Raw genomic sequence first — 26,258 nt, forward strand, 5'->3', positions numbered from 1 at the left:
GAAGAATCGCTGCAGGTGACACATACGGCCTCGACCACCTACTTAGCGCGTTCGGTGGCATGGGCAGCCTCAACGACCTGTTGGTGCTTCGCGTCAACGGCCACGAGATCAATGAGGCACAAGAAGGTGCCGTTAACACGCGCCTCGATGAGCTCCTTAACGCCATCTGGACTGAGGCGACGGCGATCCGGCGCACCATTGGTTCGTCCGGCGGCTGACCTCCACGGTCAACTGTCCCGAGTCCGCAGACAGCGCGTCGCTCGTGGTCGTGATCCCCTTGATGCCATCAACGGGCAACCGGGTCAGCCGAGGTCGTTCGCGCAGGTCAGGCGGTCAGTATTGGCCATGCTTGGGTGGCTGCGGGCGACCGCGTTGCTGTACATATCTGCTGTACAGCAGGGTCGGCGCCGCTGCGCGGGTGCGGATCCTGTCTCAGGACGGTGGGTTGCCGTTCTCGAGGTAGACCACGGTCCCTGTCTCACGGGCTTTGACAGCGGCGCGCGCTCGTCCGGATTGGGGCGAGTCCATGCGCCGGAGGGCCTGGTCGAGCGGGAGGAAGGTGTAGTCCTCGATCTCGTCCGGGTCGAGCTTGATGGAGGCGATGTCGTCCGCCGTCAAGACCCCTCCGTCGAACTCGAGAATCAGGCCGTCCATGAACCGCTCGGACCACCCAGCTGCCCGCTGGGCCTCGGTGAGGTTGCGGCTGCACGAGGGCTGCCAATCGACAACAAGAAGCGCGCCGGGCTCCTTGACCAGGCCTATCTCTTCTTCCACCTCGCGTCGGACCGTTGCGCGGGGCGTCTCGTCCTGCTCTGCCACACCGCCCGGAAATCCCCAACCGTAGGCGGCCTTCACAAGCAACAGCCGGTCTGCAGTGTCGAAGAACACGGCACCGTGGGACTCAAGCTTGGACGGCAGCGGTCCACGGTCCAGCTCATTGTTGTCATCCGCAGGCGTCATCGTCGTCACAGTACCGGTCGACTCCAATGCCACACCAGATGCGGTGTCCGGTGCTGGGAGCCGCCGGTGTCGAACGGGAGAGGGTCGGAGGGTTTGGCCGGTGTCCTGGCTTGGTCCGGGAGAGCGGTGGCCCGTAGCCTTGCCCGGCGCGGTGGGCAGCTCGCTGCCCGACCGTTACCGCCCACCGTGGGCCACCGCTCTGAGGGTCCCGGGCCAAGCGAGGTGGCTAAAGCCTCCGGCCCGCCCCGGCCACCACCGGGTTCCTGAGCGGAACGGTGCCGACGCTGTGAGGGTCGTCAGTCTTCTGGCGGCCCTTTTCTTCGCGCCCAGCCGGGCCGGCCGACCGGGCGCCGTCAAGGCGCGGAGGGAAGGCCGGTCCCGTTGAGGCGGGCGCGGCGGCCCGGTTCGGGCCGCCCTTGAAGACGTACAGAAAGTCCTCACCGATCGCGCTGCGGCCCAGCCGCTACCTCAAGCTTGGAAACCAAGCAGAGAACAAGGAATTCAGGGACGCGATGCGCGAGATCGAACGGGGCTTCGGTCGGCAGCTTAGCTCCGCAGAAAGGCGCGCCCTCCATGACCGAATCACGAGCCAGTGCTGCGATTACCATCACATCGGGGAGGAAGGTAAGGGAATGTTTGGTGGATGCTGAATGAGAGAGCTTGAAGCGGCGGTTGACCGTCTGAACGGCACGATTCTCAGGTCTGTCGGCAGAGCGACCAATGTGGGGATACTGGAGTTTCAGAGTCAATCTGCGAGCCAGATCCGACTCCACCTCCAGTGCCCGTTTCGAATCGTTCAGGAAGGCCAGGTTCTACTCGGATCGGTCGACATGGAGTACGCGCGAGGCGGAGAAAGAAACGTCGAGGGGCTCGACGGATATGGGACAATCTTCGACTCTCGATCTGCCGCTATCAACTCCATTCTCCACGAGTTGAATCCTGCGATTTTTCGGCGCTCACCTAGGGGAGGCTGGAGCAATCACTGCGAGTTGGGATCCGCAGTTTAGACTTGAGATTTTCCCTGCGGCCACGGCAGGGATGATGACCGGTTGTGACCGTAGGCGGATCGATCCCCGAGCAGGTCGAACCGCCACCTGTTAGCGTGACGGCCGTGTCAGTCGGTGAGCCTTGGCGGGAGCTGGCGAGTGACTACGAGACCGCTCGACAGCGTCCGGATTCCCTCGATCGCATCCTTGAGTGGCCAGTGCAGCAGGAATTCGTCGGTGATCCGCGAGGACTCCGGATCCTAGACCTCGGCTGTGGGAGCGGTGCGAAGGCAGTGCACTGGGCCCACCACGGCGCGGCCGAGGTTACCGGCGTGGACATCAGCGGTCAGTTCGTCCCCGACCCGCCGGGCAACGTCCGACTGATCAGCGGAGATCTGTCAGACCCCGACACCATGGACGAAGTGCGCGGTCGCGTCTACGACCGAATCTTGTTTCTCCAGTCCCTCGGCTACGCCAGAGACCAGGTGCACACGCTGCGCTGCGCTCGTGACCTGTTGGCACCGCAAGGCCGGATCATCGTTCAGCGATCTCATCCCATCCGATATGCCGTCGAACGGGCCGAAATCAACGGCACCAGCCTCGGCGAGGAGTACTACTCGACCGACCCGTACCAGTACGCCTCCGGCTGGAACGCGAAGGTGACTCTCACCCACTCGACCCAGACGATCGCTGACATGCTCAACACCTTCGCAGCCGCAGGACTTCACATCGAACGGGCCATCGAGCCACAGCTGACGCCGGAGGACAGGCACCGCTACCCCCACAAACAACGGTGGCTCAACAAGCACCTCGGCGTGATCCTCTTCGTCCTGCAAGCGGTCTGACTGGTCAACATTGAAGCGCGGCCGGCGAACACCAACGCCCGACAGCGGTTGAATCATCTCTCGCCGGGTTCGTGCGACCCTGGCTCGGTGATCAGTCAGCTGACCAACAGCCGCCTCCGCGACTGCGCCAACCTCTACGCAGAAACTTTCAACAGCCCGCCTTGGAACGAATCCTGGTCCATCGACGATGCCCTCCAGCGACTGGAGGGCTTCCTCAACACTCCGCACTCAGCCGGCGTCTATCTGACACAGCCGGACGATGAACTGATCGGATTCGCCCTCGGCCACCTCGAACGATCCGCTGACGGCGATCACTCCCTACTTCAAGAGATGGCGGGCGGGCTTTGAATTCCGGTGGCCGGCGGCTCAGCCGGGCGGCTATCGTCGGCGGCTTCGAGCGGAGCCCGGTCACCGGGGCGAAAACTGGAGGACGCTGTGGGCGATCGGATTGATGCCGGCGCGATCGGGCGGCTGGTGGAGCACAGCGACGAGTTCTCCGGCGTGGTGCTGGTCCAGCAGGGCGAACGCGTGCTGCACCGCAGCGCCGTCGGTCTGGCCAACCGGACCTGGCAGATCCCGAACAGGGTAGACACCCGGTTCCGGGTCGGCTCGGTTTCGAAACTGTTCACCGCCGTCGCGGTGCTGCAACTGGTCGAGCAGGGGCGGGTACGACTCGACGACAGCCTCGCCGACCTGCTCGCCCTCGACGAAATCGGCATCCCACCCGAGGTCACCATCGGCCACCTACTCAGCATGACCGGCGGCATCGCTGACTGGTTCGACGAATCCGGCGACTGGGCCGCGAACTGGGCGGCGCTGATCCGGCAGCACCCGATCTACCTGCTGCGCGCCAACGCGGACTACCTGCCGCTGTTCGCCGGCAAACCAGCACTGTTCCCGCCCGGCGAGCGGTACCAGTACAACGGGGCCGGATACATCCTGCTCGGCATGGTGGTCGAGCGGGTCAGCGACACCCCGTACCCCGACCACGTCGTGCGGCAAGTGCTGGAGCCGGCCGGGATGACCCGCTCCGGCTTCGTCGCCCTCGACGGTGTCGAGCCGGAGGTCGCCGAGGGCTACCTCCCGATCCCCGACGACGACGGAGCGGTCACCGGCTGGCGGAAGAACATCTACTCCACCACACCGGAGGCCGCCGCCGACGGCGGCGCCACCGCGACCGCAGCCGACCTGGTCGCATTCCTGCAGGCCCTGCGCTCCGGCAAGCTGCTAACGGAGGCCACGACCAGGCAGATGCTCGCCCCGCGGGTACGCGAGCGGGACGAGCAGGTCCGCGGATACACCTGGATGTACGGGTACGGGGTCATGTCCATCCTGAACGATGCCGGCCACGCGGTGCGCTGGGGGCACACCGGCGAAGAAGACGGGGTCAGCTGCCGCCTGTACCACTACCCGGACCACGACCTCGACGTCGCCCTGCTCGGCAACGCCAGTTGGTGCGCCGCGAAGTTGGCCTGGGACATCCACGACGTCATCATGCGATAGTCCGGCGCGCCGCCCATCTGCAGGCGGACGGCGCACCCGCGACCTCACTTGGCGTTGTAGTAACTGGCATCCAGGTGGTGTACGACGATCGCGTTTCTCTTCGTCGATCACGCAGCAATGGTAAGCCTCACGATCGAACGGCGCGCCCATCGGCAGATACGTGCGTTGTCCATGGCCGGCGCGCTGCGCGAGTAGGTCGGGAAGCATCGGTGGAAGGACACACACAGAACTCAGTTCCCAGGGGTGCGTAGCACGCAGAAGTCGAAGCCACGTTCTTGTTGGTGGTCCCAACGGGTAGTGCCGAGCGCCTCGAGTCGGGCTCCTTCAGCTTCTACATCATCAGTTTCGAGATCGAGGATTCCCGGGTCTCAATGGCTCACCGTTCGCCTTCACGGGTGCCTCTTCGGTTCAAGAGCGTGCGAGAACTGCCCCCCGAGGATCAGCCCGACCAGCTCAAGATCGGACCAATCGTTATCCCGATCATCGACGAGGACGATCCCCGCTTCGTGGACGAGCGTGAGGCCTGGTCAAACGCCAGGCGTATTGCGCAAGCACTGCATTCGTGGAACGAGCTCAGCCATGGGACCCAGGACGCCGACTGGCGCGTCCGCCACGAGTGCATCGATCGGTTGGCGGCACGTTGGCCAGATGACCCCGGGACGTTGCCCACCATTCTCGCGCTAGCGACTGGCGATGCCAGGTCTGAAGTTCGAGACAAAGCAGTCCTCCGGTTGACCGATTTCCCCGGCGAGGTTGTTCGCGCCGCCCTTGAATCCGCGGCAGGCGATCCGGACCCGGACGTCAGGTGGTCCGCCAACTACGTCCTGGACCAACACGGCTTCGACCACGCGCCGTACTGGTCCGACGAGTGAGCTACCGAACCGACAGCGGTCAACATTCCTGGGCGTCGAGATGGCCAGCGGGGCGTCAGAAGCAGTCGATCACCGGCAGATCCGAGGGTTGCCGCCGGGTTCGCGTGGTCGCAGGGTCTAGACCTGTCGCACATCAGCTGGCAGACATGTGTCGCGGATCTGTTGGCGTGCGTCGGATCGCTGCGTACCTCGTCAAGCAAGGTGTGCGCGAGAGGAAGGCAGGGCGGCTGGCCGTAGCCGCCCACGCTGCCGCATCGGAACGGGCGATCACGTTCCCGTGAGGCGGCGACAGCTGCCATGATCCGCGACCTTGCCGCAGAAGCTCTCCAGACCAGGGAACAGCTCCGCAGCTGGACAAGCAACTCGAAGCGGCACTTGAGGAACACCCGGAAGCGGAGGTGACCCGTAGCCATCCTGGGATGGGTGCCGTCATCGCACTAGCCCGACGACGGTTGATCCGTCATCGCGCTAGCCCGACGACGGATCAACGTCCTCCATGCCATGCTGAGAAACGGAACGCCGTACGACGCGACTGCGACCTATGCGTGTGCGCTGATCACGGCGATATCCGTTCCTCCGCCCAGCTTCGGGGCCTGCGGTGTACCCGTATAGTGGCTGGTCATGCCGGAGTTGAGCGTCCAACACGAGAGCGCGACCATCGCGGCGACCTACACGCCGGCCGGTGACACGGCAGTCGTGGCGTTGCATGGGGCTTCGAATGGAACCCGGGACGACCCGCTTTTCCACCATCTGCACACGGTGTTGCCGCCAGCCGGTATCGGGGTTGCCACGTTTGACCGCCGCGGCGAAGGTGCGTCATCCGGCGTTCGTTCACGTGGCCGATTTGACCTGCAAGTAGAGGACGCTCTTGCGGTATTGGAGGCGCTCGAGGTAAAGCGGGTTGGGTTCTGGGGCCTCAGCCAGGGAGCCTGGATCGGACCGCTGGCTGCTGTGGCGTCGCATCGCGTAGGTTTCCTTGTCTTGATCGCCTCAACAGGGGTGACGCCATCTGAGCAAATGATGTACGCGACGGCGGAGCAGTTGCGTCGAGCCGGTTACGACGAGGCTGTCGTCCGGCGTGCTCTTGCGCTGCGGCACATGTTTGACGAGTGGGTGCATGGCCGTGCCCTTGACCACGGATCGGAGCTCGGGCTTGAGCTCCGGGCCACACGTGAGGAGCCATGGCGACCTCTCGTCTTCCTACCACCCGGGCTGCTCAGCGAGAAGGAACGTCATCTCTGGATCGAGGAGATGGACTTCGACCCCCGCCCGGTGTTCCGGCGGGTGCGCGTGCCGACACTGCTGTTCTACGGCGAGGATGACGAATGGTCACCTGTCGCCCCCAGCATCGAAGCCTGGCAACAGGCTGGAGAGGAAGTACAAACCGTCGTCATCCCAGCAGCGGGCCACGACCTGCGACTACCCGATGGCACCCTCGCTCCAAAGTACGAGCGCACGCTCCTTGACTGGCTTTGCTCTGGTGAGTTGCAGCAAACAGATTGACGAGTCCGATTGGGCTGCCACCCGGGCACGACGCAAGGATGGGATTAGCGAACAGACCAATGCCTGCGCTGCGGTGGCCTGGGCCCCATCCAGGGCAGCCGTCGATTCGGACGACGGTTGGCAGTGGCGAGTCCGGCAGCGGTGACGGTCCCAGCACGTCCAAGCACAAGTCGATGTTGTCGGACCCATAGGCCGGATCAAGGGCAGGGCCGCGGCGGGCGTATCGCATCCGGGATGGAGCACCATCGTGCCCACCCTGACTCGGGCAGACGCGTGGACACGATGATCTCTGACCGACTGCCGGCGCTCGGACCCGCCCGTGTCCTTGTGCAGGCCAGACGGCAGCTTGTGGAGATATTGGCTGGTGCTCCCGGCTCTCGGTTTGTACGGTGCCGGGATGTTGCTGGTTCGGGAGTGCACGGCCGAGGACGTAGTCGCGTTGGAGCAGGCGATGCCGACCGGGGTCAACGACCGGTATGGCAAGGCGTTCCGGCGACAGCAGGCGGGCGGGAGCTCGTACCTGGTCGCCGTGCGGGACGGTGTCCTCGCAGGGTTCGGTGAGGTTCTGTGGGACGGGTGTCGGATGGCCGATGTTCGTTCGCAGTATCCGAACTGCCCGGAGTTCAACGGCCTGTCCGCCTTTCCTGCTGGTCAGGGAATCGGTACCGCACTAATACGAGCGGCTGAGGCTCGTGCAGAGAACCAAGGATTCCGAATGATCGGGCTCGGTGTTGCCGAGGACAATCCGAACGCCGCCCGCCTCTACCTGCGCCTTGGCTACCAAGCGAGGACCCGATACGTCGACTCGTGGAGCTACGTGGACGATGCCGGGACGAAGCACGACGTCGACGACCCGGCAACCTTCATGGTCAAGGACCTCACCGCCTAGCACGGGACCCTCGGTCCTCAAGCGAACTCCAACCCATGGATGGGCAATTGACACTCAGCCTGTGACGCGTGGGGTGGAGACCGGAGACTGGCGTGCGAGGAGGGCGGGACGGTCACCGTACCTGGTGGCTTGCCGTCGACTCTGGAGGTCTCCGCTGGTCCGCCCGGCGAGCCCCAGGACGGCCCGCCCACGGCCGCCCGCGAGGGCGGCCGGGCGGCTGTGCCGCGCCAGGGGCGCTCTTGATTTAAGAGAGGTCAACTCAGCAACGCAGGGCCAAGCGGGTCTGTCTTGCGCCAAGTGATGCGCGACACTCGTCCGCCAGGTGATCTGCGACAGGCGAAAGCACGCATCGCGGCGTGTGAGTGCGTTTGTCAGTCCTTCAAGCTGAACCAGGCGGGCACTGAAGTGCCGGGATGGAGCACGCCCACGTTGTCCGCGGACGGGACCAGGCCGCCGTCTTTGGAGTCGCCCATCACGACCTCGACATGGCCATCCTCGCCGTCGAACGTGATGTGCGGGCACCAAAGACTTCCGCGCCCTTCCTCCCACGGAACGTAGTGCAGCTCGACACCGGTGACTCGCCTGCCGACCATCGGCGTCCAACTGGCGGTGCGGTCGCCGACTTCCCAAATGGCCACGTCCGCGTCGCTTCTGACGCCAGTGCCGAGCATCGGGACCGGCTGCAAGCCAATCCCCTCCTGGTCACCGGGAGGGTCCCATGTGACAGAGAACGGTGCACCGGAGTCGGTCGTGACCTCGAGCCCGTAGTCCATGGCATCAAACCCGTCGTAGAGCCACGTTGGTTCGTTCCACTCCGACTCGGAGTGAATGATGCGAGGACCACCGTCGATCAGTTCGGGATGCAGTTCATGGCGGCGGTAGTCGAGCGTGTAGTAGCGAACCGCTCGGATGCGCTCCCCGACTAACTCGTTGGCGTCGTGGCGGCGTGCATCTGCCTCGGCATCCGAGGCAGCCCATGACCACACCCGCCCTTCACCCCGTGCTCCGATCTCCACCGCGCCAGTCTTGCGGGTTCCCGATCTGGTCGCGCCCCGTTTTGGCCCACTCGCGGACATCCGCTCATCGGCAGATCCGTGCGTTGGCCGAGCCGTCAGGTGGCCGGGCTTCTAGCGTGTCGCGGATCAGTTGGCGGACATGTGTCGCGGATCTACTGGCGGATCACAAGGGCCAAGCAGGTCCAAAATGGATCGGCCGGGTGTCAGGGGCTGAGGTGTTCGCCGTAGTGGGGGCGCGGCGAGGTCCGAGAGTGCAACGCGGTTGCCGCGGTACTTCGCCTTCAGATGATGACCCTCATTGGAGACTGACCGACCCCTGTGGACAACCCCCCACGGCCGTACGCCGGCGGTGCGGCATCATCTACGGCACGCCCGGGGTGAGCCGCCCACACCAGCCGCCGGCCGCGCCCACGAGGAGATGGGGCGGAGACGTCGGAAGCTGCACCCGGGAGGGTCTGCCGGAAACGAGTGAAGGTATGCCATCCCTCATCGGCGGACTCCTTAGTCGGACTCCGGCGGCTTCCACAGCAGCGCGCTGACAACAAGCCATGCGGCGAGCAAGGTGCCAGAGGCTGCAAAGAGCGATATACCCAGCGCCGAGCCTGGGCTCGCCAAGTACATGATCCCACCCAGAATGGCGAACCCGATCGTCAAGGCCTTCATGCCACTGAGATACGGGTTGTCATGCAACCTCTTGTTTGGCTGCTCCGGCATCCTTCTTCTCCAGATCGACGTGTCGCTGACGGCCAGCTTGGCTTACCCTCACCCTTCGCCTGCGCTCGGAGTCGGGCACGGCGCCATCGCTTCTTCGGGCCGCAGACAACTGATCAGCACCAGGAATACAACGATCATTGCACTGGCGACTTCACTCCAATCGGGGCGTAGACCCTGCAGACCCTTTGGCGCCTGCCGTGCTGGTGAGGCTGAAGTTCTCGGAGAAGTGGCAGGCGGCCACGTGATCATCCACGGTCGTCCGCAGTGCGGGGACCTCGAAGTCGCAGCGTTCGGGACGGGCGTAGGGACAGCGGGTGTGAAACAGGCAGCCTGGCGGCGGGTTTGCCGGGTCCGGAAGATCGTCGGGGAGGGCGTGTCGGTGCCGTCCGCGCCGATGGCCCGGGTCGGGCAGAGGGACGGCGTTCAGAAGCGCCTCGGTGTACGGGTGGTGGGGCGTGGAGTACAGCGACGCGGTCCGCGCAGTCTCGACGATCTGGCCGAGGTACATCACCGTGACCCGCTCGCAGAGGTGCTCGATCACCGACAAGTCGTGGGAGATGAACAGGTAGGTGAGGTTGAATTCGTCCTGTAGATCCGCGAGCAGGTTGAGGATCTGGGCGCGCACCGACACGTCGAGGGCCGAGACCGCTTCGTCCGCAATCACCACACGTGGATTGGTGATGAGCGCCCGGGCGATATTGATCCGCTGTCGTTCGCCCCCGGAGAATGCGTGGGGATACCGGTGCATGTACTCCGGCCGCAGGCCCACGCGGCGCAGCATTTCCGCGACGCGGTCCTGGAGGACAGAGCCGGTGGCCAGTTCGTTTGTCTTCAAGGGCTCGCCGACAAGCTGCAGCAACGTCATCCGCGGGTTGAGCGAGGAGAACGGGTCCTGGAAGATCACTCGGATCTCCCGACGATACGGCTTGAGCTCACGATTGCTCATCCTCGCCAGGTCGACGGTCTCGCCGGAGCTTGTCTGGTAATGGATATGACCGGACGTGGGCGCGAGCACCCGGGCGAGGCAGCGGCCCACGGTGGTCTTTCCGCAGCCCGACTCACCCACTAGGCCGAGCGTCTCACCGGGCCAGATGGTGAGATCCACGCCGTCCACCGCGCGGATGGCCCCGGACGTACGACCGAGCACGCCGCGTTTGATCGGGAAGTGCATCGCCAGGTCGCGGACCTCGAGCAGGGGCTTCACCGTCGCGGATGCGTTGGGGCGCTGCCGTGGCCTGGTGGTTGCGGCCGAGTGCGCGCTTCCGCGTACCGGCGCGCTGTCAACGACCCCACCGGACGCCGTCCCACCTGCGCTGTCGTGGACCGGAGCCGTGCCCGCCTTGGACGTGGACGGCTTGAGCTCGCCATCGGTCCCGTAGAGATGGCACTGCGAGACGTGTCCTGAGGTGAACCGGATCGGCGGGGGATCGGTCGTGTCGCACAGGCCAGCGATCGCGTGCTCGCAGCGAGTGTGGAACGGGCACCCCGGCGGGCGGTTCTGCGGGTGCGGGACCATCCCACGGATAGTGGCGAGCCGCTGCCGTTCGGAGCTTCCCCGCACTGTGGGGATGGACCGTAGCAATGCCTGGGTGTACGGATGTTTGGGCGCGGTGAAGATCTCGGTCACGCTGCCGTGCTCGACGACCTTGCCGAGGTACATCACAGTCACGTCGTCGGCGATTTCGGCGACCACGCCAAGGTCGTGGGTGATAAAGATCACCGCCATGCCGGTCTGCTCCTGTAGATCTTTCAGCAGGTCGAGGATCCTTGCCTGGGTGGTGACATCGAGCGCCGTGGTCGGCTCGTCGGCGATCAGCAGCGACGGGTCGCACGAAAGCGCGATCGCGATCATGACCCGCTGGCACATCCCGCCGGAGAGCTGGAAGGGATATGCGTCGATCCGGCGTTCGGGTTGCGGGATGCCCACCCGTCGCAACTGGTTGATCGCCCGCTCACGCGCGTCTGCCTTCGAGATCGATGCGTGCAGCTGGATGGCCTCGATGAGCTGGTCACCGACCGTGTACATCGGTGACAGCGACGCCATCGGCTCCTGGAACACCATGCCGATCTCGGCGCCGCGGACCCGACGGATGCCTTCTCCATGCGCGTCGAGGTCAGCGAGGTCGACCCAGCCGGAGGTGGCGTCCGGACGCCACAGGATGCTTCCCTCTGTGATGCGTCCGGGGCGGTCGACCAACTGCAGGATCGACCGCGCAGTGATGGACTTGCCACAGCCGGACTCACCTACCACGCAGAGCGTCCTGCCCTTGGCCACCTCCAGATCGATTCCGTCGACAGCCCGCAGGACGCCCTCACTGGTGAAGAAGTGGGTCTTTAGACCACCAATCCGAAGCAGTGGTTCCTCTGCAGCATCGGGAGCTGCACCAGGCGATCCAGACACTGTTCCGGCGACCGCTGGCGTGGTGGTGCCGCCGGATCCAACGATCTGTCTGGTCTGTGGGATCTGATTCATCGCGTCTCCTTGCAAGCGGGTGAGGCACCGACGGCCTGGGCCGGTCTCACGAGCACGTGTACACGGGCGCTCCTGCCAGGGGCGTCCTTGTGGATCACGACATCCGCTAGTGCTTGTACGGGTCGGCTGCATCGCGGAGTCCGTCACCCAGGAAGTTCATGGCCAGGACGGTGGCTACCACCAGGCCGCCCGGCAACAACAACCACGGCGCGGTCGCGATCGCGCGGATGTTCTGCGCCTCCTGCAACAGCACGCCCCAGCTCACGACCGGGGCCTGCAGGCCGAGGCCCAGGAACGACAGCGAGGTCTCGGCCAGAATCATGCCCGGAATCGACAGCGTGAGCGACGCGATCAGATAACTGGAGAACGACGGAAGCATGTGGCGGAAAATGATCCGCGGCCGGCTCGCGCCGTCGATACGTGCTGCGGTGACGAAGTCCTCTTCCCGCAGCGACAGGAAGCGACTCCTCACAACCCGGGCAAGATGCGTCCACGCGATCATCGACAGGATGACCGTGACCGCGAAGTATCGTTGCAGGGGCCCCCACCCGGCCGGCACCGCCGCCGCTAAACCGAGCCACAGCGGCAGTGTTGGTATCGACATGAAGAACTCAACCCCGCGTTGGATCGCCGTGTCGACGACGCCGCCGAAGAAGCCCGAGATGCCGCCGAGCACGATTCCCAGCATGAACGCCATCGCGACACCGATCAATCCGACCGACATCGAGACCCTGGCACCGTGAATGATCCGGGAGAGTAGGTCGTGTCCGTTGCTGTCCGCGCCCAGCAGATACATCGGCGCGCTTCCCCCACCGGCCGAGGGCGCGATGAGGTGGATATCACCGGGTATCAGACCGAACATCTTGTACGGCTCACCCTTGGCGAAGAAGCTGACCGGCACCTTTTTACGCTCGTCCGTGGCCCAGGTCTGCGCCAGCGTTTCCCGGTCCTGAGTCGCCTTGTAGCCGTAGACGTAGAGCCCGAATTTGCCGTCGTCGAGCAGGTGCAGCCGCTGCGGCGGCGCATAGGCGTAGTCAGGGTTGTAATGGCTGCTGGAATACGGTGCCAGAAACTCCGCAAAGATTGCCGCCAGATAGATCACAGCTGTGATGACCATACCCAGCGTGGCCAGCCGGTGCCGTCTGAAGCCCCACCACACGAGCTTCCACTGCGGCGCGACCGCGACCCCAGCCTCGTGCGTCGAGCCGGTCGGCGACTCAGGTGTCTGAACAGTCATCGGTACCTCATTCGAACTCGCGGATCCAGCCATGCAAGGAGAATGTCCGAGATCAGGGTGCCGATCACCGTGAGCACACTCACGACGAGGATCACCGAGCCGGCCAGATACATGTCCTGGCCCTTTAGCGCCGCCAGCAGCAACGGCCCTGCCGTCGGCAGGTTCAGCACCTGCGCGACGATCACCTCGCCGGACACCAGGCCCGGCAGTACCCAACCCACCGTGGATACGAACGGATTCAGCGCCACCCGAAGCGGATACCTCACTGTCAGCCGCCGCTCGGGCATACCCCGGGCCCGAGCGGCGACGACGTACGGCTTGTGCAGCTCGTCAAGCAGATTGGCCCGCAGGACCCTGATCAGGCCTGCGGTGCCGCCCATACCCAACACCAAGATGGGCACCCACAGGTGGGCAAGCAGATCGAGCAGCTTGCCGAGGTTCCACGGCGCTTCCTGGAACTCGGGCGAGAACAACCCACCGACGCTCTGGCCGAAGTACCTCAGCCCGATCCACATCAACACCAAAGCGATCAGGAACTCCGGGATCGCCAGCCCCAGGAAACCGAACGTGGTCGCCACATAGTCACCCACGGAGTACTGCCGGACCGCGGAGTAGACTCCGATCGGGAACGCCACTATCCAGGTGAAGAGCAACGTCGTCACCGAGAGAAGCACCGTCAATGGGAGCCGCTCCGCCAACAAGGACGACACCGGCCGATTCCACGCGAACGACATACCGAAGTCACCGTGGAACAGGATCTGGGTGATCCATTTCAGGTACTGCACGAAGATCGGATCGTTCAGGCCGTACCGCGCCGTGAGCTGCGCCAGCTCGGCCTCATCGATCACGTCACCCCTCGCCCGCAGCTGCGACACTATCGTCGACAGATAGTCACCGGGAGGCAGTTGGATGATCACGAATGCCACGACCGAAATCGCGAAGAGTACGGGCACCATCAGCAGAACTCTGCGCCCGATGTAGGTCAACACGACGGCTGCCCCTTCGGTTTTTACGACGCCTACTTTTGCCGAATGAAGTACTGCGTCATGTTGGTCGGTCCTGGCGTCTGCCACGGATAGTCGTCAATCATAGGGTTCTGGACGTTGCGCAGCCGATTACTGACGACCCCGTAATTGCCTTTTGGCAGACTGACTCCGATGTACCAGAACTGTTGTTGTGCAATGTCGATGACCCGGTTCATCAGCTCGGTCTGTTTCGCGGTGTCCGCCGTATTCCTTAGCTGGTAATACAGCTCCATCTGCTCGCGCGCTGCCGGCGCCGGCTCCTCGATGGGGCCTGCCGCGCCCTTCGGTATCGCGCCCGTGAGACCACCTGCGTTGTACCAGTTGGTCCAGGGAATCGCGGCGATCTGCAGCGGGATCATGAAGTCCTGCTGGAAGACCGGATCCAACCCACCGCCGCAGCCGAAGACGGCCGCATCGTGCACGTTGCTACTCACGCGTTCCCAGAAGAGCGCGTCCGCCTGGGCCTTGACGTGCATGTTGACGCCCACGGCGGCGAATTGTTGGCGCATGATCTCGAGAGTCGCGACGTCACGCGGCCTTGCGTCCGACCCGACGTCCACGGTGAAGCTGAACGGCTTGCCGTTCGGACCGAGACGCCGCCCGTCACCGTCCTTGTTTGGCAGCACCCGGTCGAGATAGCGGTTGGCGGTCTCGACGGAGTACTCAGTGAACTGCTTCGCCAGTTTCTCGTTGTAGTACGGCGTACCGGGATGAGGGGCAACCTGGTACGGCTCACCTTGACGCAGGAAGATGGTGTCGATGATCTCCTGCCTGTTCATGGCATGAGACAACCCGATCCGGAAGTTGATGTCGCTGAGGATCTTCCTCATCGCCGGCTGGCGGTGCACCAGGTTCAGGGCGAACGCCATCGTGTTGGAGTCCTCGTACACCAAGTCGAGGATCTGGAACTTCCCCTTTTCTCGGCCCTGCGCGATGAGCGGCTTGTCCCGGAGGTCCATCATGATGGTGAGAAAGACGAGATCGACTTCACCACCGAGCGTCTTCAACTTCGCAACCTCGTTGTCAGACACGAGCTGGTACGAAACCTCGTCGATGTAGGGAAGCTGCCGGCCCTCGGAGTCCACCTTCCAGTAGTAGGGGTTACGTCTTGCGGTCATCCGATTGGAGATCTCACCGGTTCCCTTCGTCACCTGCCATGCGCTGAGCACCGGGAGCTCCGCGTTCTCCCATGGGCTGGCCTTTTGGAGGAAGAGGTCCGCCCAACGGTCCAAGCCAGCCTCCTTGGCCTGTGTCGCGACATCCGGCGTGTATTTCTGGTGGAACTTCCGCAGATAGTGCGCCGGATGACGGGTCGGCCCAACTCCAGAGGCGGTGGCAAGGTTGCCCAGCAGTAGCCCGTGCGGTCCCGAGAATCGGAACGCGATGGTGTGGTCGTCAACCTTCTCGACCTTGAAGGGCTTGTCGCCGGCTTGCAGCCAGGTCGGGATGACGGGGGTGATATCGATGTTGAGGACAACATCTTCGTACCAGAAGACGATGTCATCGGCTCCAAAGGCCTTACCGTCGGACCACTTCATCCCGGGTCGCAGCTTGAAGACGTACTCTGTGGCGTCATCGTTGGTGCTGTAGCTCTCGGCGATGTCCGGAAGGACGTCGTCGGCGGTCCAGGTGTCCATCTTCGGCGCCCACCGCACCAGGTGGTCATACCCGATGGTTCGATCAAGGTATCCGCCGACGCTCTCGGGACCTCCGACGACTACGAGTCTGAGTTCCCCGCCGTAAACTCCGGACTCATCCAGCGGCTTCACGACCAGCGGGGACCTGGGCAGGCGCTCCTTCAACGCCGGAAGATCTCCGCGCTCGACCAGCTCGGTAAGCATCGGCGCTTCCTTGACTCCTGTCGCTGCGCCTTGCTGTCCAGCGCGCTTTCCGCCGGGGTCAGTGGAGAGCAGTTCACATCCCGACATGGCGACGCCGGTGATGACGGCTGCCCCGCTCGTTCGTAGGAATCCCCGTCTGCTCATACCTGTGGGGGTTGATTCTCTGACCATCGCTTGTCCTCTTCGAGAGTTGGCGTGGATGCGCCGGCTCCAGGGGACGCACCGGAACCCGCCGAGCGCACAGGAGCGTGAAGTGAAGAAGCTGTTCCCCGTTGACATGACAAACAGGCGCCTGGACCGGCTGCGCCACTCACCGGCGAGCGGTAGAGACGCCGGTCGAAACAGAAGCCTCAGGGATCCCGAAGAAGTGCGGAAGCTACTTCGGAACCACGCGGATCAGATCCTCGCCCGGAGGTACTCCATAGAGGTGTCCATTGCCTCGACGAGGCCCGCGCTAGTCTCCTCGTCGACGCACAACCATCCGTCGTAGCCGCTGCTCCGCAGCGTGGCAAACATCTTGTCGAGATCGATCGTGCCCTTGCCGAGGAGACGGAACTCGCCTTCGGCGAAGTCCTTCAGATGGAGGTTGTCGATGACTGAGGCGAAATCGGCGACTAGGCCACCCACGTCGGTGATGCCGGACTTCGCCAGATGAGCGGTGTCGATGGTGAGGTGTACAGCATCAGTGTCGGCCGCGTCGAAGAACACGTCGAAATCCCGCCGATGCATAACGGGCTGGTCGTAGTGATGGTGCAAGGAGAGGGCAACGCCTTGGTCGGCGGCTTCCCGACCCACCTTGGACAGCGTTCTCGCGAACCCGGCGATGTCGGCATCGCTGAGCCCGTTTCGGCTGATGCCGTGGCAGAAGACGATCCGCTCCGATCCCACCGCGTTGGCGAACGAGATGATGGAACGCAGATAGGCCAGGCCGTCCGGGTCAAGGCGACCGCCCGCGATCAGCGCCGACGTACATGCCGGGTCATGGCTCCACTGATCGCGAAACCTCTTGGGTTCGCCCAGGTAGGCGTTGTACTGCCCGCCCTTGAGCTGGAGGCCCTCATAACCGGCCTCGCGGAAGCGGTCGAAAAGCAGCCGCTGTTCCTCGGGCCCTGAGGTCGGTTTGGAGAAGGCGATCTTCATGACAGCAGGCCTCCCGTCAACGTGACTGGCTCCCCCGCGCGCGCGGACTCGTAGGCCGCGTCGAGCAATGCGATGGTCCGCAGGTTGTCTTCCCCGCTGTTCGCGGGTTGGCCGCCATCATCGAGCGCATCGAGCAGGCGGTTGAGACTCAGATAGGTGGACTCCGGCTTTCCTCGCCCCGCGTACGGGTTTTCCCAGTGCGAGCTGCCGTCCTTGCCATTCAGACTCACACTGTCGTAACCGAACCGCACGGCGCCCAGCTGGCCAAGGACGACCGTATCCGTCCGCTGCAGCCGACTGGAGAAACTCTGCACATACGACACGGGTATGTGATCGAAGAGCAATTGGGTGAACGCATCCGTCTCACCCGTACATTCGACTTCCGGCGAGGACGACGTGCGGCACCACACCCACGTCGCTTCCCGACCGAGCATGTAACGAAAGCCATCGAACCAGTGCACACCCATCACCGACATGGCGTGGCGTTCGACCTGAGTGCGCCAACCACGATCCTGCCGAAACATGAAGTTGTGATGGGTCACACCATAGACTTCGCCGATCCGGCCGTCCGCGATGAGCGCTCTGGCGATGTCGAAACCATAGTGGTCGCGGAAGTTCTGGTTGACGGCGAGCTGAACCCCTGCTTTCGAGCAGGCTCCGACGATCTGATCAGCCTCGACAAAGCTGTCCGCGAGCGGTTTCTCGACGAGAATGTGCTTACCCGCGGCGGCCAGCGTTCTGACCATGTCCTGACGAACGTTGGTAGGCGTGCAGAGGACTGCGACGGTCCAATCACTGCCGTCGATCATCTCCTCCAGGCTGGAGAACACTTGCTCCACCCCGTATGTCCGCTGAGCCCATTCGCGTCGCTCCTGCAGTGGATCGCAGGCGGCAACGATCCGGACGCGCTCAGGATGGGCGAGATAACCGTCGAAATGCATCGCGGACACACCACCACATCCGACCATCGCGATCTCGTGAACGGTCATCGACTCTCCTCATCTTTTCACCTGTGGTCCGCCGTCCAGACGTCGAGAACCAGATCGGTCTCGTTACCGAGCCAGAACACGCGGTTAACATCGCGGAGCTATCCTGACAGGGACACATTCTTGGAAGCCATAGCCAATTGGACGCTATTGGTTTACATTCTCATTCCGATCCTGCTCGTCGGTAGGTCGATAACACCACCACTTGGGTCCTGAACCCAATACTGGACGCCGCGTAGCCAGGCACGACACGGAATACAGCGACCTATGTTCATCCTCATTCCGCGCCCACGACCTGGCGGTCCGCTGTCGAGAAGGTGATCAGCAGCACAGCCCGATCGGCTCCGATGTTCTGGGCGTTGTGGACCTGCCCGGTCGGGATGGAGATGGTGTCTCCCTCGGCCATCTCGAAGTACTCGTCTCCAAGTCGGTGGCGGATCTTTCCGTGCAGGACGTGCAGCACCTCATCGCAGTTCGGGTGATAGTGCGGTTGGTTGGCCTGGCCGGGCTCGATCTGGCAGCGGCCGACGGTGAGCGTGTCGGAGTTACCCAGTGCTCCGGAGACGAACCAGTTCAGGCGTCCCCACGGGTGCTCCTCGCCGGCGTTGTCCTGTGCCCGGGTGATGCGCGCTTTCGTCATGCTGTTCCGCTCCGTCGTTCGGTTTCGTTCGTATGGTTGGTTGGTTGGTTCGTACCATCAGTCGATCAAGGGGTCGATGTCGACAAAGGCCTTGATCTGCGCGGTGATCGCGCGTTCGGTCGGCAGGCGCTCCATCGACGAAGCACCGTAGAAGCCGTGGACGCCTCTGGACCGGCGCAGAACGTATGCCGCGTGGTCAGGTTCGGCGACCGGACCGCCGTGACACAAGACGAGTACGTCGTCGCGGACCTCGCGGGCCGCCTTCGACCACATTGTCGCCAGCTCCGCACAGTCGTCGAGGCTGCGTACGGTCTCCGCTCCTACCGCGCCTCCGCTGGTCAGCCCGAAGTGGCAGACCACGATGTCCGCGCCGGCCTCGGCCATCGCGGCCGCGTCCTCGACCGAAAAGACGTACGGCGTCGTCAGCAGATCGAAGCCCCGCGCGCGACGGATCATGTCGACCTCGAGCGCATAGCTCATCCCGGTCTCTTCGAGGTTGGCGCGGAAGACTCCGTCGATCAGGCCGACGGTCGGGAAATTCTGAACGCCGGAGAAGCCCAGCCGGGCCAGCTCGGGCAGGAAGACGTCCGGGTCGTAGAAGGGGTCGGTCGCGTTGACCCCCGCAAGCACTGGCGTCCGCTCGACCACGGGCAGAACCTCCCGAGCCATCTCGACAACGACGTCATTAGCGTTGCCGTACGCCATCAGGCCGGCGAGAGATCCGCGGCCTGCCATCCGGTAGCGGCCGGAGTTGTAGATGACAATCAGGTCGATGCCACCAGCCTCCTCACACTTAGCGGACAGCCCGGTACCGGCACCACCGCCGATGATCGGGCGGCCGGCGGCAACTTTGCTGTGGAGTCGGCCGAGGATCGTCTTCCTGGACAGGTGGCTCATCAATCTCCTCCGTTGCCGGCGTCGCCGGCGACCGTGCCCTTACCGGCGACGCCGGCAGTGATGAAGGCGTCCAGCTTGTCGACCATCGAGGCCGCGAACGCTGGGTCGTTGACGTCGAGGTCCAGCTCGACAAGTTCGACTCGAGAGCGGTCCAGGGTCGACCTGACGGCGTCGTAGAGAGCCTCGTCGGCGGCGGCGTCATGGAAGGGCCCGCCCTCCCCCGCGATGGCCGAGATCCCCCGCAGCGGAAGGAATAGCGCCGCCGGACCAGTGCTCGCGTTGAGTCGGGTCGCCAGCCGCGTACCCAGCTCGGCGCACTCCTGCGGCGTCGTCCGCATCAGCGTGACGCTGGGGTTGTGGACGTAGAGCTTCCGTTCGGCGAACCTGTCCGGCACAGTGTCCTTCGGGCCGAAGTTGACCATGTCGAGTGCCCCAACGGACACCACCTGCGGCACGCCCGCACGCCCGGCGGCGGTGAGCCGGTCCGGTCCCGCCGAGAAGACGCCGCCGACAAGTTCGTCTGCCAGCTCGGTCGTCGTGACATCGAGTACACCGGCCAGCCAGCCGGCGGCGGCAAGCCGTTCGAGGGTGCGGCCGCCCACTCCGGTCATGTGAAAGACCAGCACCTCGTAGCCGCACTTCTCCAGGAGTTCGCGAGCAGCGCTCACGCAGGGCGTCGTCACGCCGAACATGCTGGCAGCCAGCAGCGGGCGATCCTCAACCCTGCTGGGTTCGGCGGTGGTCACCATGCCGGCCAGGGCCGCCGCGGCGTTCGCAAGGATGCGCGCCGAGAGCCGGTTGACCCCGGCGACATCCGTCACGCTGGGAAAGAGCACGAGGTCGCTCTCGGCGACGTACGCCCGGGTGTCGCCGGAGGCGGCCGTCGAGACGATCACCTTCGGAACGCCCAGTGGCAGCTCGCGGAACGCCTGCGCGGCGATCGAGGTACCACCCGTGCCGCCAAGGGCGAGAGCTCCGGCACAGGATCCCTGCTGGTGCAGCCGTTTCAGCACCTCGGCGGCTCCGCGCGCCATCGCGGTCACAGCCGCGCCGCGGTCGCGGGCGGCAGCGAGCCCGGCGAGGTCGACACCTGCGGCGGCCGCGACCTCGACCGCCGTGATGTCCGCGGCCAGGACGTCGGCCGCCGTATTGGGGTGCTGGAATATGCCGGCGTCCACGACCACCACGTCCAGGCCAGCCTCGACGAGACGGTCACAGACGAAGGAGTACTCGGCGCCCTTGGTGTCCAGAGTGCCTAGAAGAACGACGGTTGCCACTACCGGTCATCCCTCCTCTCGTCCCGAGGATTCGATACATCTCCGCGCTACAGCGGGGTGCGATTCCGTTCCGACTTGGCGATGATCGGGCGATGGGAACCAGCAGCACCAGATCCAATCCGGCCCAGGTGGTTTACATCGGCGCGCCGCGGCTAACCCGGTTGCTGGACGGCTGGGGGGACCAGCCGGGTGGCCTGAGCACCCGGCTCGCCGAAGCCCTGCGCCAGCTGGTCCGCTCCGGGCAGCTCCCCGCAGGCACCCGGCTGCCGTCCGAACGAGTCCTCGCATCCGCTCTTGGCCTCGGTCGTACGACGGTCGGCCAGGCGTTCGACACCCTCCGCGCCACCGGCGTCCTGATCAGCAGGACGGGCAGCGGGACCTTCGTCTCGACCGCTGCCTTCCACGCGCCTGCTCGCGGCGACGACCGACTCCGGTCATTCGTGACGAGCCCGTTTGGCTCCGGCGGTCCCAGCACCGGCCACCCGACGGCGCGAATCGACCTGCGGAGCGCCGCCCTACCAGGGATCCCGATGGTCGCGGAGGAGCTCGACCGGCTCACAGCCGCAGATTTCATCGAGACCCTGCCATCACACGGCTACGTCCCGCGCGGACTGCCCGTGCTGCGCACCGCGGTCGCCAACTACTACACAGCTCTCGGCCTACGGACGGAGCCCGGACAGATCCTCGTGACCTCCGGCGCCCAGCAGGCAATGCGGATCCTGGCCGAGACGCTGATCGAGCCCGGTGGCACCGTCGTCGTGGAAGAACCCACCTTCCGCGGCGCGATCGAGGTCCTGCGCAGCGTCGGAGCCCACCTGGTCGGCGTACCCAGCGGGCGCGACGGCGTCGACATCGACGCCCTGGCCGCGACGGTGCGCACCCACCGGCCGGTGTTCGCGCTCCTGCAGTCAACGGTGCACAACCCCACCGGCTCGGTGCTGCCCGAGTGGGCCCGCGCGGCGGTGGCCAGGTTGTCCGCCGAGACCGGCCTCACGATCGTCGACGACGCCGCGCCCACCGACGCGATCATTGACGGCCCACTGCCTCCGCCGCTGGCGTCGTACGGCGGTCGAGTACTCACCCTCGGCTCCGCCAGCAAAGGATTCTGGGGCGGCCTCCGGGTCGGCTGGCTGCGTGCCGACCGGCGCCTGGTCGAACGCCTCGCGGTCGTCAAGGGAGCCGAGGACCTGGGCACGTCGATCCCTGCCCAGGTGGTGACCGCGCGCCTCCTCAACCGCGCGGCCGAGGCCCGCGCTCACCGCCGCGCCACCCTGAGCGTCGCGCGGGAGCTCGCCCTCCAAATCCTCGCCGACGAGCTGCCGACCTGGCGGCCCTACACACCAGCCGGTGGCGCGTCGCTATGGATCGGGCTACCCAAGGGCCACTCCGCGACCACATTCGCCGAACGCGCGGGCCGGGCCGGGGTCGACGTCCTCGCCGGCCCGACGTTCAGTTGCCAGGACGTACTCGACGGCTGGCTGCGGGTGGCGTTCGCCGTGCCGCAGGACGTAGTCGCCAGCGGGCTGCACCGGCTCGCCGAACTGTGGCACGCCGGCCATGACGGCGCCCAGCGACCATGAGCACCCCCCTGCAACCTGCCTGCATGAATAGTGAAGGGACGCGGGGATGGGGTAGAAGTTCGGGCTGGTAGCCGTTACGCCGGATACACCCCTGCTCGCCGTGGCCGGCCTGGTGGTGATCAACGCAAGTGGAGTGCCCCGGGTTTTCCGGACATCCGCCCCAATTAGTGCCGTATCAGGCAATGTTGGCCCTGTTGACGATTTCGCGTAGGCGTTTGTCGTTGGCGTGGCGGTTTCGCCAGTTGATGTAGCGGCGGATCATGCTTGCCTGTTCGGTGTGGGTGGTGTGGTCGGTGCCGTCGAGGGTGCAGTAGCGCAGGGCGGTGAACTGGGCTTCGATGCGGTTCAGCCAGGAGCTGTTGGTCGGGGTGTAGGCGATCTCGACGTTGTTGGCTTTGGCCCAGTCACCGACCCGGGAGTCCTTGTTCGTGGTCAGGTGCGGGGAGAAGTTGTCGCAGACGATCGCGATGCGGACCCGTGGCGGGTAGAGACCGCGCAGATAGCGGCAGAACTGCAGGAACTGCCTACGCTTCTTGATCGTCTTGATGTGCCCGTACAGCTTGTCCTTGCCCAGGTCCAGCGCGGCGAACAGATGCCGGACGCCATGCGGGCGGGTGTAGGTCGCCCGCCGCCTTGGCCGCGGCCCGCGGCCGGGGTTCTTGTGTTTGCCGCCCCGTTCGGCCCACTGCCGGCCAGGGTGGGGTTGGAGGTTCAGTGGCCCGAACTCGTCCACGCAGAAGATGACTTCGGGTTCGCCCGGCTCGGGCCTCACCTCACCGTCAGCGATCGCGTACAGGTGCTCCACACGTGCTTTCTTGGCGGCGTAGTCGGGGTCGCGGGAGGTCTTCCAGGTCTTTACGCGTTGAAAGGAGACGCCCTCCTCGCGGAGCAGGACCCGAAGACCCTCGTGGCTGATGTCGTCGACCACCCCCTCAGCTTGTCGTTTAACCTCGGTGAGCCACCTTGGTCGACGTAGTTGATCTGTGTCGGCGTGTCTTGCTGGTAGCAGAACGGCCATCGCCTGATGATCTTCGGGTTCCGACCAAAGAACGTCCGAAGGTGGCAAGCGATGGCCGCGCAGAGCAGTTTGCCTCATGCACCGTGTCGAGACGAGTCAGACACTCACGCTCTTTTGGATCTTTCCCGGTTCCGTGTCGCGTTCTATGACTGCTTGACCGCGCGTGCGGATGCCTTGTTCGAGCTGACCGACGTCGTCCTGTGTGAGCAGGGGCCGGTGAACACACTGGTCGAGTTGTGCCTTGCCGGCCAGCACCGGCGCGGGCATGGCGGCCTGTACGACGGGTTGAACCCCGGACGGATCGATATCGCCAAGCTGAGCTGTTCGCTGGCCGGGTTGAACGTCCCCCGTGACCGGGACAGGCGGATCGTGCTCGGTGTCGATGTCAGTAACTGGCTACGCCCAGACGCCGCCACCAGCACGCAACGACTGTTCTGTCACACCTACGGCCGCGGCAAGAGCCAGGCGCAGATGATCCCAGGCTGGCCGTACTCGTTCGTCGCGGCGTTAGAGACCGGGCCCAGCTCATGGACCCAGATCCTCGATGTGGTGCGGCTTGGACCTACCGACGAGGTAACCGACCGCACCGCACGCCAGGTCCGTGACGTGATCACCCGGCTCGTGCAAGCCAGACAGGACTGGGGGTTTTGGGCAGGTTCGTCCGGTTCCTGGTCCAGCTCTCGAAGGGAACCGGCATCTCGTCGCGGTATCAGCCCCCGGCAAAGGTTCTCGCAAGTGGAAAGCTAGATTACTAGTTGTGAGAACGTCTCGGTTACTTCCGCTCCTGCGGTCGCAGACCCAGGGCAGCCTGCTCGCACAGCTTTACCTGCATCCAGGGTCGGAGTACAGCCTCACCGATCTTGCCCGATCGATCGGTGTGAGTGTGAAGACGATCCACCACGAAGCGGACCGTCTGACCGAGGCTGGGCTGATCACCTCGCGGCGGCTCGGGAACCTACGGCTGGTCGCGGCGGACACCAGCCACCGGTTGACCCGGCCGCTCACCGACCTGCTGATAGCCACCTATGGACCGCTGCCGGTGATGACCGAACTACTCGCGGGCGTCGAAGGCGTGGACGAGGCGTTCATCTACGGATCGTGGGCAGCCCGACATGCCGGCGAACCGGGGCCGGTTCCCGCGGACCTGGACGTGCTGGTGATCGGCACGGCAGACCTCGACGACCTAGACACTCTTGAACGCCAAGCCCGCGACCGGCTCGGCTTCGACGTCCACATTCACCGGACAAGCCGTGAGGCGTGGGACGGGCCGGCCGGTGATCCATTTCTGAGCCACGTGCGAGACCGTCCACTGATCCAGCTCGACCTCAGCCGGTCCAGCAACACCGAGCCAACACCCGACGAAGTGAACACAAGCCCTGGGGAGGACGAGTGAGACGGTGGGAGCAAGGCCGGTCGACGATCGAGCGACTCCTCAAGGAACAACGGCTGCAACGTGTCACCGCCAGTCGCGACCACGCGGAGAAAATGCTGGCCCAGGCGCGACGCTACGCCTCCTCCGCTCGAAAACTCGTCTCCACCGATCCCGACGGCGCCTACGTCCTCGCCTACGACGCTGCACGCAAAGCACTGACCGCTGTCCTGGAAAACCAAGGTCTGCGTCCCACCAGCCGGGGCGGACATGTTGTCGTGATCGACGCGGTCACCGCACAGCTGGATCCACCACTTGGACAGATCCTGCGACCAGTCGATCGGATGCGGTCACGCCGCAACCGAGTCGAATACCCCGACGTCAACGTCCCGGAGGTCACCCAACAAGAAGTCGCCGAAACCCTGCCCAAGGTCGACGCCGTACTCGACACCGCCGCGAAGGTGATCGATGCAATGCCCGTATGGAGTTGACCGCCACGATCGCCCCTTACTGTAAGACCACCCGACAGCCCTCGCCGCAGGCTGCTAGGTGTACTGGTCACTCCCAAACGAAGCCCCCACAATCCACCACGATGCCTCGCAATAGACCTGCGGAGACGTGGAGCCATCGAGGGGACCTGAACCCCTAACCACCCGATTACAAGCAGGTCGATGACGTGTCGTCACGGTCCATGCTCGTCCAGTTCACGCGGAGAACTCCGCGGTGAGCAGCTCGCACGGGTCGTAGTGGTCCATGCTCGTCCAGGCCGCGCGTTAGCAGTCGCGTTAGCAAAAGCGACGCATTACGAGTGGGTCTTCGCGCTCGGGTCCCCCGGATTCGACCGTTCCTGACCGTGGCCTGCTCATCCATGCTCGGGACGTCGTCGGCCTAGTGCTCGCCGTTGCAGCACGCAGCAAGGGCATGCCAAGCTCGGGCGCCATGACGGACAAGCGCGCCGACCTGTTCCTCACTTGGATGGGACTCATCGACAGTTACACGCTCGACCGAGCGCGGAAGGACCTCATCCAAGACGAGCTCGACTTCGAGCCGCACCCGGGTGCGTGGGGCATCCGCCCGCGGGGCGAGCAACGTACGAAGCACGCCGGCGGCGATGACAGCGGCCAGTGGGTCGTCGAGTGCGACTGGGACCTTGCGACCGACGAGTACGACGGCAAGCCGGTCCTGATGCCCATGACAACCATCAACTGGCTGCTCAACCACTTCGGCGCCGCGCCCGGCCTGTTCGCCGAGCTCGAGATCGTCGGCGGCCCCACCACCCCGACACGCGAGATCTACGGGCGCATGTGGGGCCACACGATCATCCCCACCGTCGACGAGGGCCTAGCGCGATTCAACGACGGCTGGGCCGCGCTCAAGGAAGCGCTCAAGAACACGACCGACGAGATGCTCGAGCGGGACTACCCGGGCCATCCCTGGCGGCGCGGCGACCACGCCCTCGCGGCGATGCTCAACGAGGTGAGCCACCA

General features: G+C 64.8%; 25 protein-coding genes. 12 read left to right on the forward strand and 13 right to left on the reverse strand.

Annotation, left to right across the window (positions count from 1 at the left end; translation table 11 throughout):
• A partial coding sequence (locus B141_RS0134745) for a DUF6966 domain-containing protein (RefSeq protein WP_026257851.1) occupies positions 1 to 218 on the forward strand: 218 nt, incomplete at its 5' end.
• A 214-nt stretch (positions 219 to 432) separates the two neighbouring features.
• Here the strand turns inward: B141_RS0134745 and B141_RS0134750 are convergent.
• Positions 433 to 960, reverse strand: a complete 528-nt coding sequence (locus B141_RS0134750) for an NUDIX domain-containing protein (protein ID WP_063828704.1) — start codon at positions 958 to 960, stop codon at positions 433 to 435.
• Between the two features lie 1,111 nt (positions 961 to 2,071).
• Here B141_RS0134750 and B141_RS0134755 point away from each other — a divergent pair.
• The 6 genes from B141_RS0134755 (at position 2,072) to B141_RS0134785 (ending at position 7,558) form a co-directional block, all read left to right on the forward strand.
• Positions 2,072 to 2,791: a class I SAM-dependent methyltransferase gene (locus tag B141_RS0134755; RefSeq protein WP_157181519.1), complete on the forward strand. Its 720-nt coding sequence runs from the start codon at positions 2,072 to 2,074 to the stop codon at positions 2,789 to 2,791.
• An 87-nt stretch (positions 2,792 to 2,878) separates the two neighbouring features.
• Positions 2,879 to 3,139 (forward strand): hypothetical protein, encoded by a 261-nt coding sequence (locus tag B141_RS44440; protein WP_020579791.1) that lies wholly within the window; start codon positions 2,879 to 2,881, stop codon positions 3,137 to 3,139.
• Positions 3,140 to 3,226: 87 nt separating this feature from the next.
• Entirely contained in the window at positions 3,227 to 4,294 is a 1,068-nt protein-coding gene (locus tag B141_RS0134765) for a serine hydrolase domain-containing protein (protein WP_020579792.1), read from the forward strand.
• A gap of 416 nt (positions 4,295 to 4,710) precedes the next feature.
• Positions 4,711 to 5,166 carry a HEAT repeat domain-containing protein gene (locus tag B141_RS0134770; RefSeq protein ID WP_157181520.1) on the forward strand — a complete coding sequence of 152 codons (456 nt, stop codon included), beginning with the start codon at positions 4,711 to 4,713 and terminating at the stop codon, positions 5,164 to 5,166.
• Between the two features lie 696 nt (positions 5,167 to 5,862).
• Complete coding sequence (locus B141_RS48300) at positions 5,863 to 6,669, forward strand: alpha/beta fold hydrolase (RefSeq protein WP_157181521.1); 807 nt, start codon at positions 5,863 to 5,865, stop codon at positions 6,667 to 6,669.
• 397 nt (positions 6,670 to 7,066) lie between these two features.
• On the forward strand, positions 7,067 to 7,558 hold the full coding sequence (locus B141_RS0134785) for a GNAT family N-acetyltransferase (RefSeq protein WP_237742887.1): 492 nt from the start codon (positions 7,067 to 7,069) through the stop codon (positions 7,556 to 7,558).
• Between the two features lie 371 nt (positions 7,559 to 7,929).
• Here the strand turns inward: B141_RS0134785 and B141_RS0134790 are convergent, their stop codons facing one another.
• From B141_RS0134790 to B141_RS0134840, 11 genes are all read right to left on the reverse strand, one after another.
• Complete coding sequence (locus tag B141_RS0134790; RefSeq protein WP_157181522.1) at positions 7,930 to 8,574, reverse strand: hypothetical protein; 645 nt, start codon at positions 8,572 to 8,574, stop codon at positions 7,930 to 7,932.
• 501 nt (positions 8,575 to 9,075) lie between these two features.
• Positions 9,076 to 9,288 carry a hypothetical protein gene (locus B141_RS0134795; protein ID WP_020579797.1) on the reverse strand — a complete coding sequence of 71 codons (213 nt, stop codon included), beginning with the start codon at positions 9,286 to 9,288 and terminating at the stop codon, positions 9,076 to 9,078.
• A gap of 151 nt (positions 9,289 to 9,439) precedes the next feature.
• Positions 9,440 to 11,761, reverse strand: a complete 2,322-nt coding sequence (locus tag B141_RS44445) for an ABC transporter ATP-binding protein (RefSeq protein WP_020579798.1) — start codon at positions 11,759 to 11,761, stop codon at positions 9,440 to 9,442.
• 106 nt (positions 11,762 to 11,867) lie between these two features.
• The gene (locus tag B141_RS0134805) at positions 11,868 to 12,998 is read right to left on the reverse strand and encodes an ABC transporter permease (protein ID WP_020579799.1); all 1,131 of its coding nucleotides are present in this window, start codon (positions 12,996 to 12,998) and stop codon (positions 11,868 to 11,870) included.
• Positions 12,995 to 13,987, reverse strand: a complete 993-nt coding sequence (locus tag B141_RS0134810; protein WP_020579800.1) for an ABC transporter permease — start codon at positions 13,985 to 13,987, stop codon at positions 12,995 to 12,997. The genes B141_RS0134805 and B141_RS0134810 overlap by 4 nt, the downstream gene beginning before the upstream one ends.
• 29 nt (positions 13,988 to 14,016) lie before the next feature.
• Entirely contained in the window at positions 14,017 to 15,864 is a 1,848-nt protein-coding gene (locus tag B141_RS44450) for an ABC transporter substrate-binding protein (RefSeq protein WP_020579801.1), read from the reverse strand.
• A 396-nt stretch (positions 15,865 to 16,260) separates the two neighbouring features.
• Positions 16,261 to 17,004 (reverse strand): sugar phosphate isomerase/epimerase family protein, encoded by a 744-nt coding sequence (locus B141_RS0134820; protein ID WP_020579802.1) that lies wholly within the window; start codon positions 17,002 to 17,004, stop codon positions 16,261 to 16,263.
• Positions 17,001 to 17,993, reverse strand: a complete 993-nt coding sequence (locus B141_RS0134825; RefSeq protein ID WP_020579803.1) for a Gfo/Idh/MocA family protein — start codon at positions 17,991 to 17,993, stop codon at positions 17,001 to 17,003. Before B141_RS0134825 ends, B141_RS0134820 begins: the two co-directional genes overlap by 4 nt.
• 274 nt (positions 17,994 to 18,267) lie before the next feature.
• Entirely contained in the window at positions 18,268 to 18,630 is a 363-nt protein-coding gene (locus tag B141_RS0134830; RefSeq protein ID WP_020579804.1) for a cupin domain-containing protein, read from the reverse strand.
• A 57-nt stretch (positions 18,631 to 18,687) separates the two neighbouring features.
• Entirely contained in the window at positions 18,688 to 19,527 is an 840-nt protein-coding gene (locus tag B141_RS0134835) for a phosphoenolpyruvate hydrolase family protein (protein WP_020579805.1), read from the reverse strand.
• Positions 19,527 to 20,804 (reverse strand): Tm-1-like ATP-binding domain-containing protein, encoded by a 1,278-nt coding sequence (locus B141_RS0134840; protein ID WP_020579806.1) that lies wholly within the window; start codon positions 20,802 to 20,804, stop codon positions 19,527 to 19,529. The genes B141_RS0134835 and B141_RS0134840 overlap by 1 nt, the downstream gene beginning before the upstream one ends.
• Before the next feature lie 92 nt (positions 20,805 to 20,896).
• Between B141_RS0134840 and B141_RS0134845 the strand changes: the two genes are divergently transcribed.
• Complete coding sequence (locus B141_RS0134845) at positions 20,897 to 22,384, forward strand: aminotransferase-like domain-containing protein (protein WP_020579807.1); 1,488 nt, start codon at positions 20,897 to 20,899, stop codon at positions 22,382 to 22,384.
• A gap of 175 nt (positions 22,385 to 22,559) precedes the next feature.
• Here B141_RS0134845 and B141_RS0134850 read toward each other — a convergent pair whose 3' ends face one another.
• Entirely contained in the window at positions 22,560 to 23,312 is a 753-nt protein-coding gene (locus B141_RS0134850; protein ID WP_020579808.1) for a transposase, read from the reverse strand.
• Between the two features lie 141 nt (positions 23,313 to 23,453).
• Between B141_RS0134850 and B141_RS44455 the strand changes: the two genes are divergently transcribed.
• The 4 genes from B141_RS44455 to B141_RS0134870 form a co-directional block, all read left to right on the forward strand.
• Positions 23,454 to 24,149, forward strand: a complete 696-nt coding sequence (locus tag B141_RS44455; protein WP_202806028.1) for a transposase — start codon at positions 23,454 to 23,456, stop codon at positions 24,147 to 24,149.
• A 10-nt stretch (positions 24,150 to 24,159) separates the two neighbouring features.
• Positions 24,160 to 24,795, forward strand: coding sequence for a winged helix-turn-helix domain-containing protein (locus tag B141_RS0134860; RefSeq protein WP_020579810.1), 636 nt, complete (start codon positions 24,160 to 24,162; stop codon positions 24,793 to 24,795).
• Positions 24,792 to 25,262 (forward strand): HEPN domain-containing protein, encoded by a 471-nt coding sequence (locus B141_RS0134865; protein ID WP_020579811.1) that lies wholly within the window; start codon positions 24,792 to 24,794, stop codon positions 25,260 to 25,262. Before B141_RS0134860 ends, B141_RS0134865 begins: the two co-directional genes overlap by 4 nt.
• Positions 25,263 to 25,710: 448 nt before the next feature.
• Positions 25,711 to 26,258 (forward strand): DinB family protein (locus B141_RS0134870; protein WP_157181523.1); only part of this gene is annotated, 548 nt, incomplete at its 3' end.

The sequence above is a fragment of the Actinopolymorpha alba DSM 45243 genome (assembly GCF_000373925.1).
Lineage (GTDB): Bacteria > Actinomycetota > Actinomycetes > Propionibacteriales > Actinopolymorphaceae > Actinopolymorpha > Actinopolymorpha alba.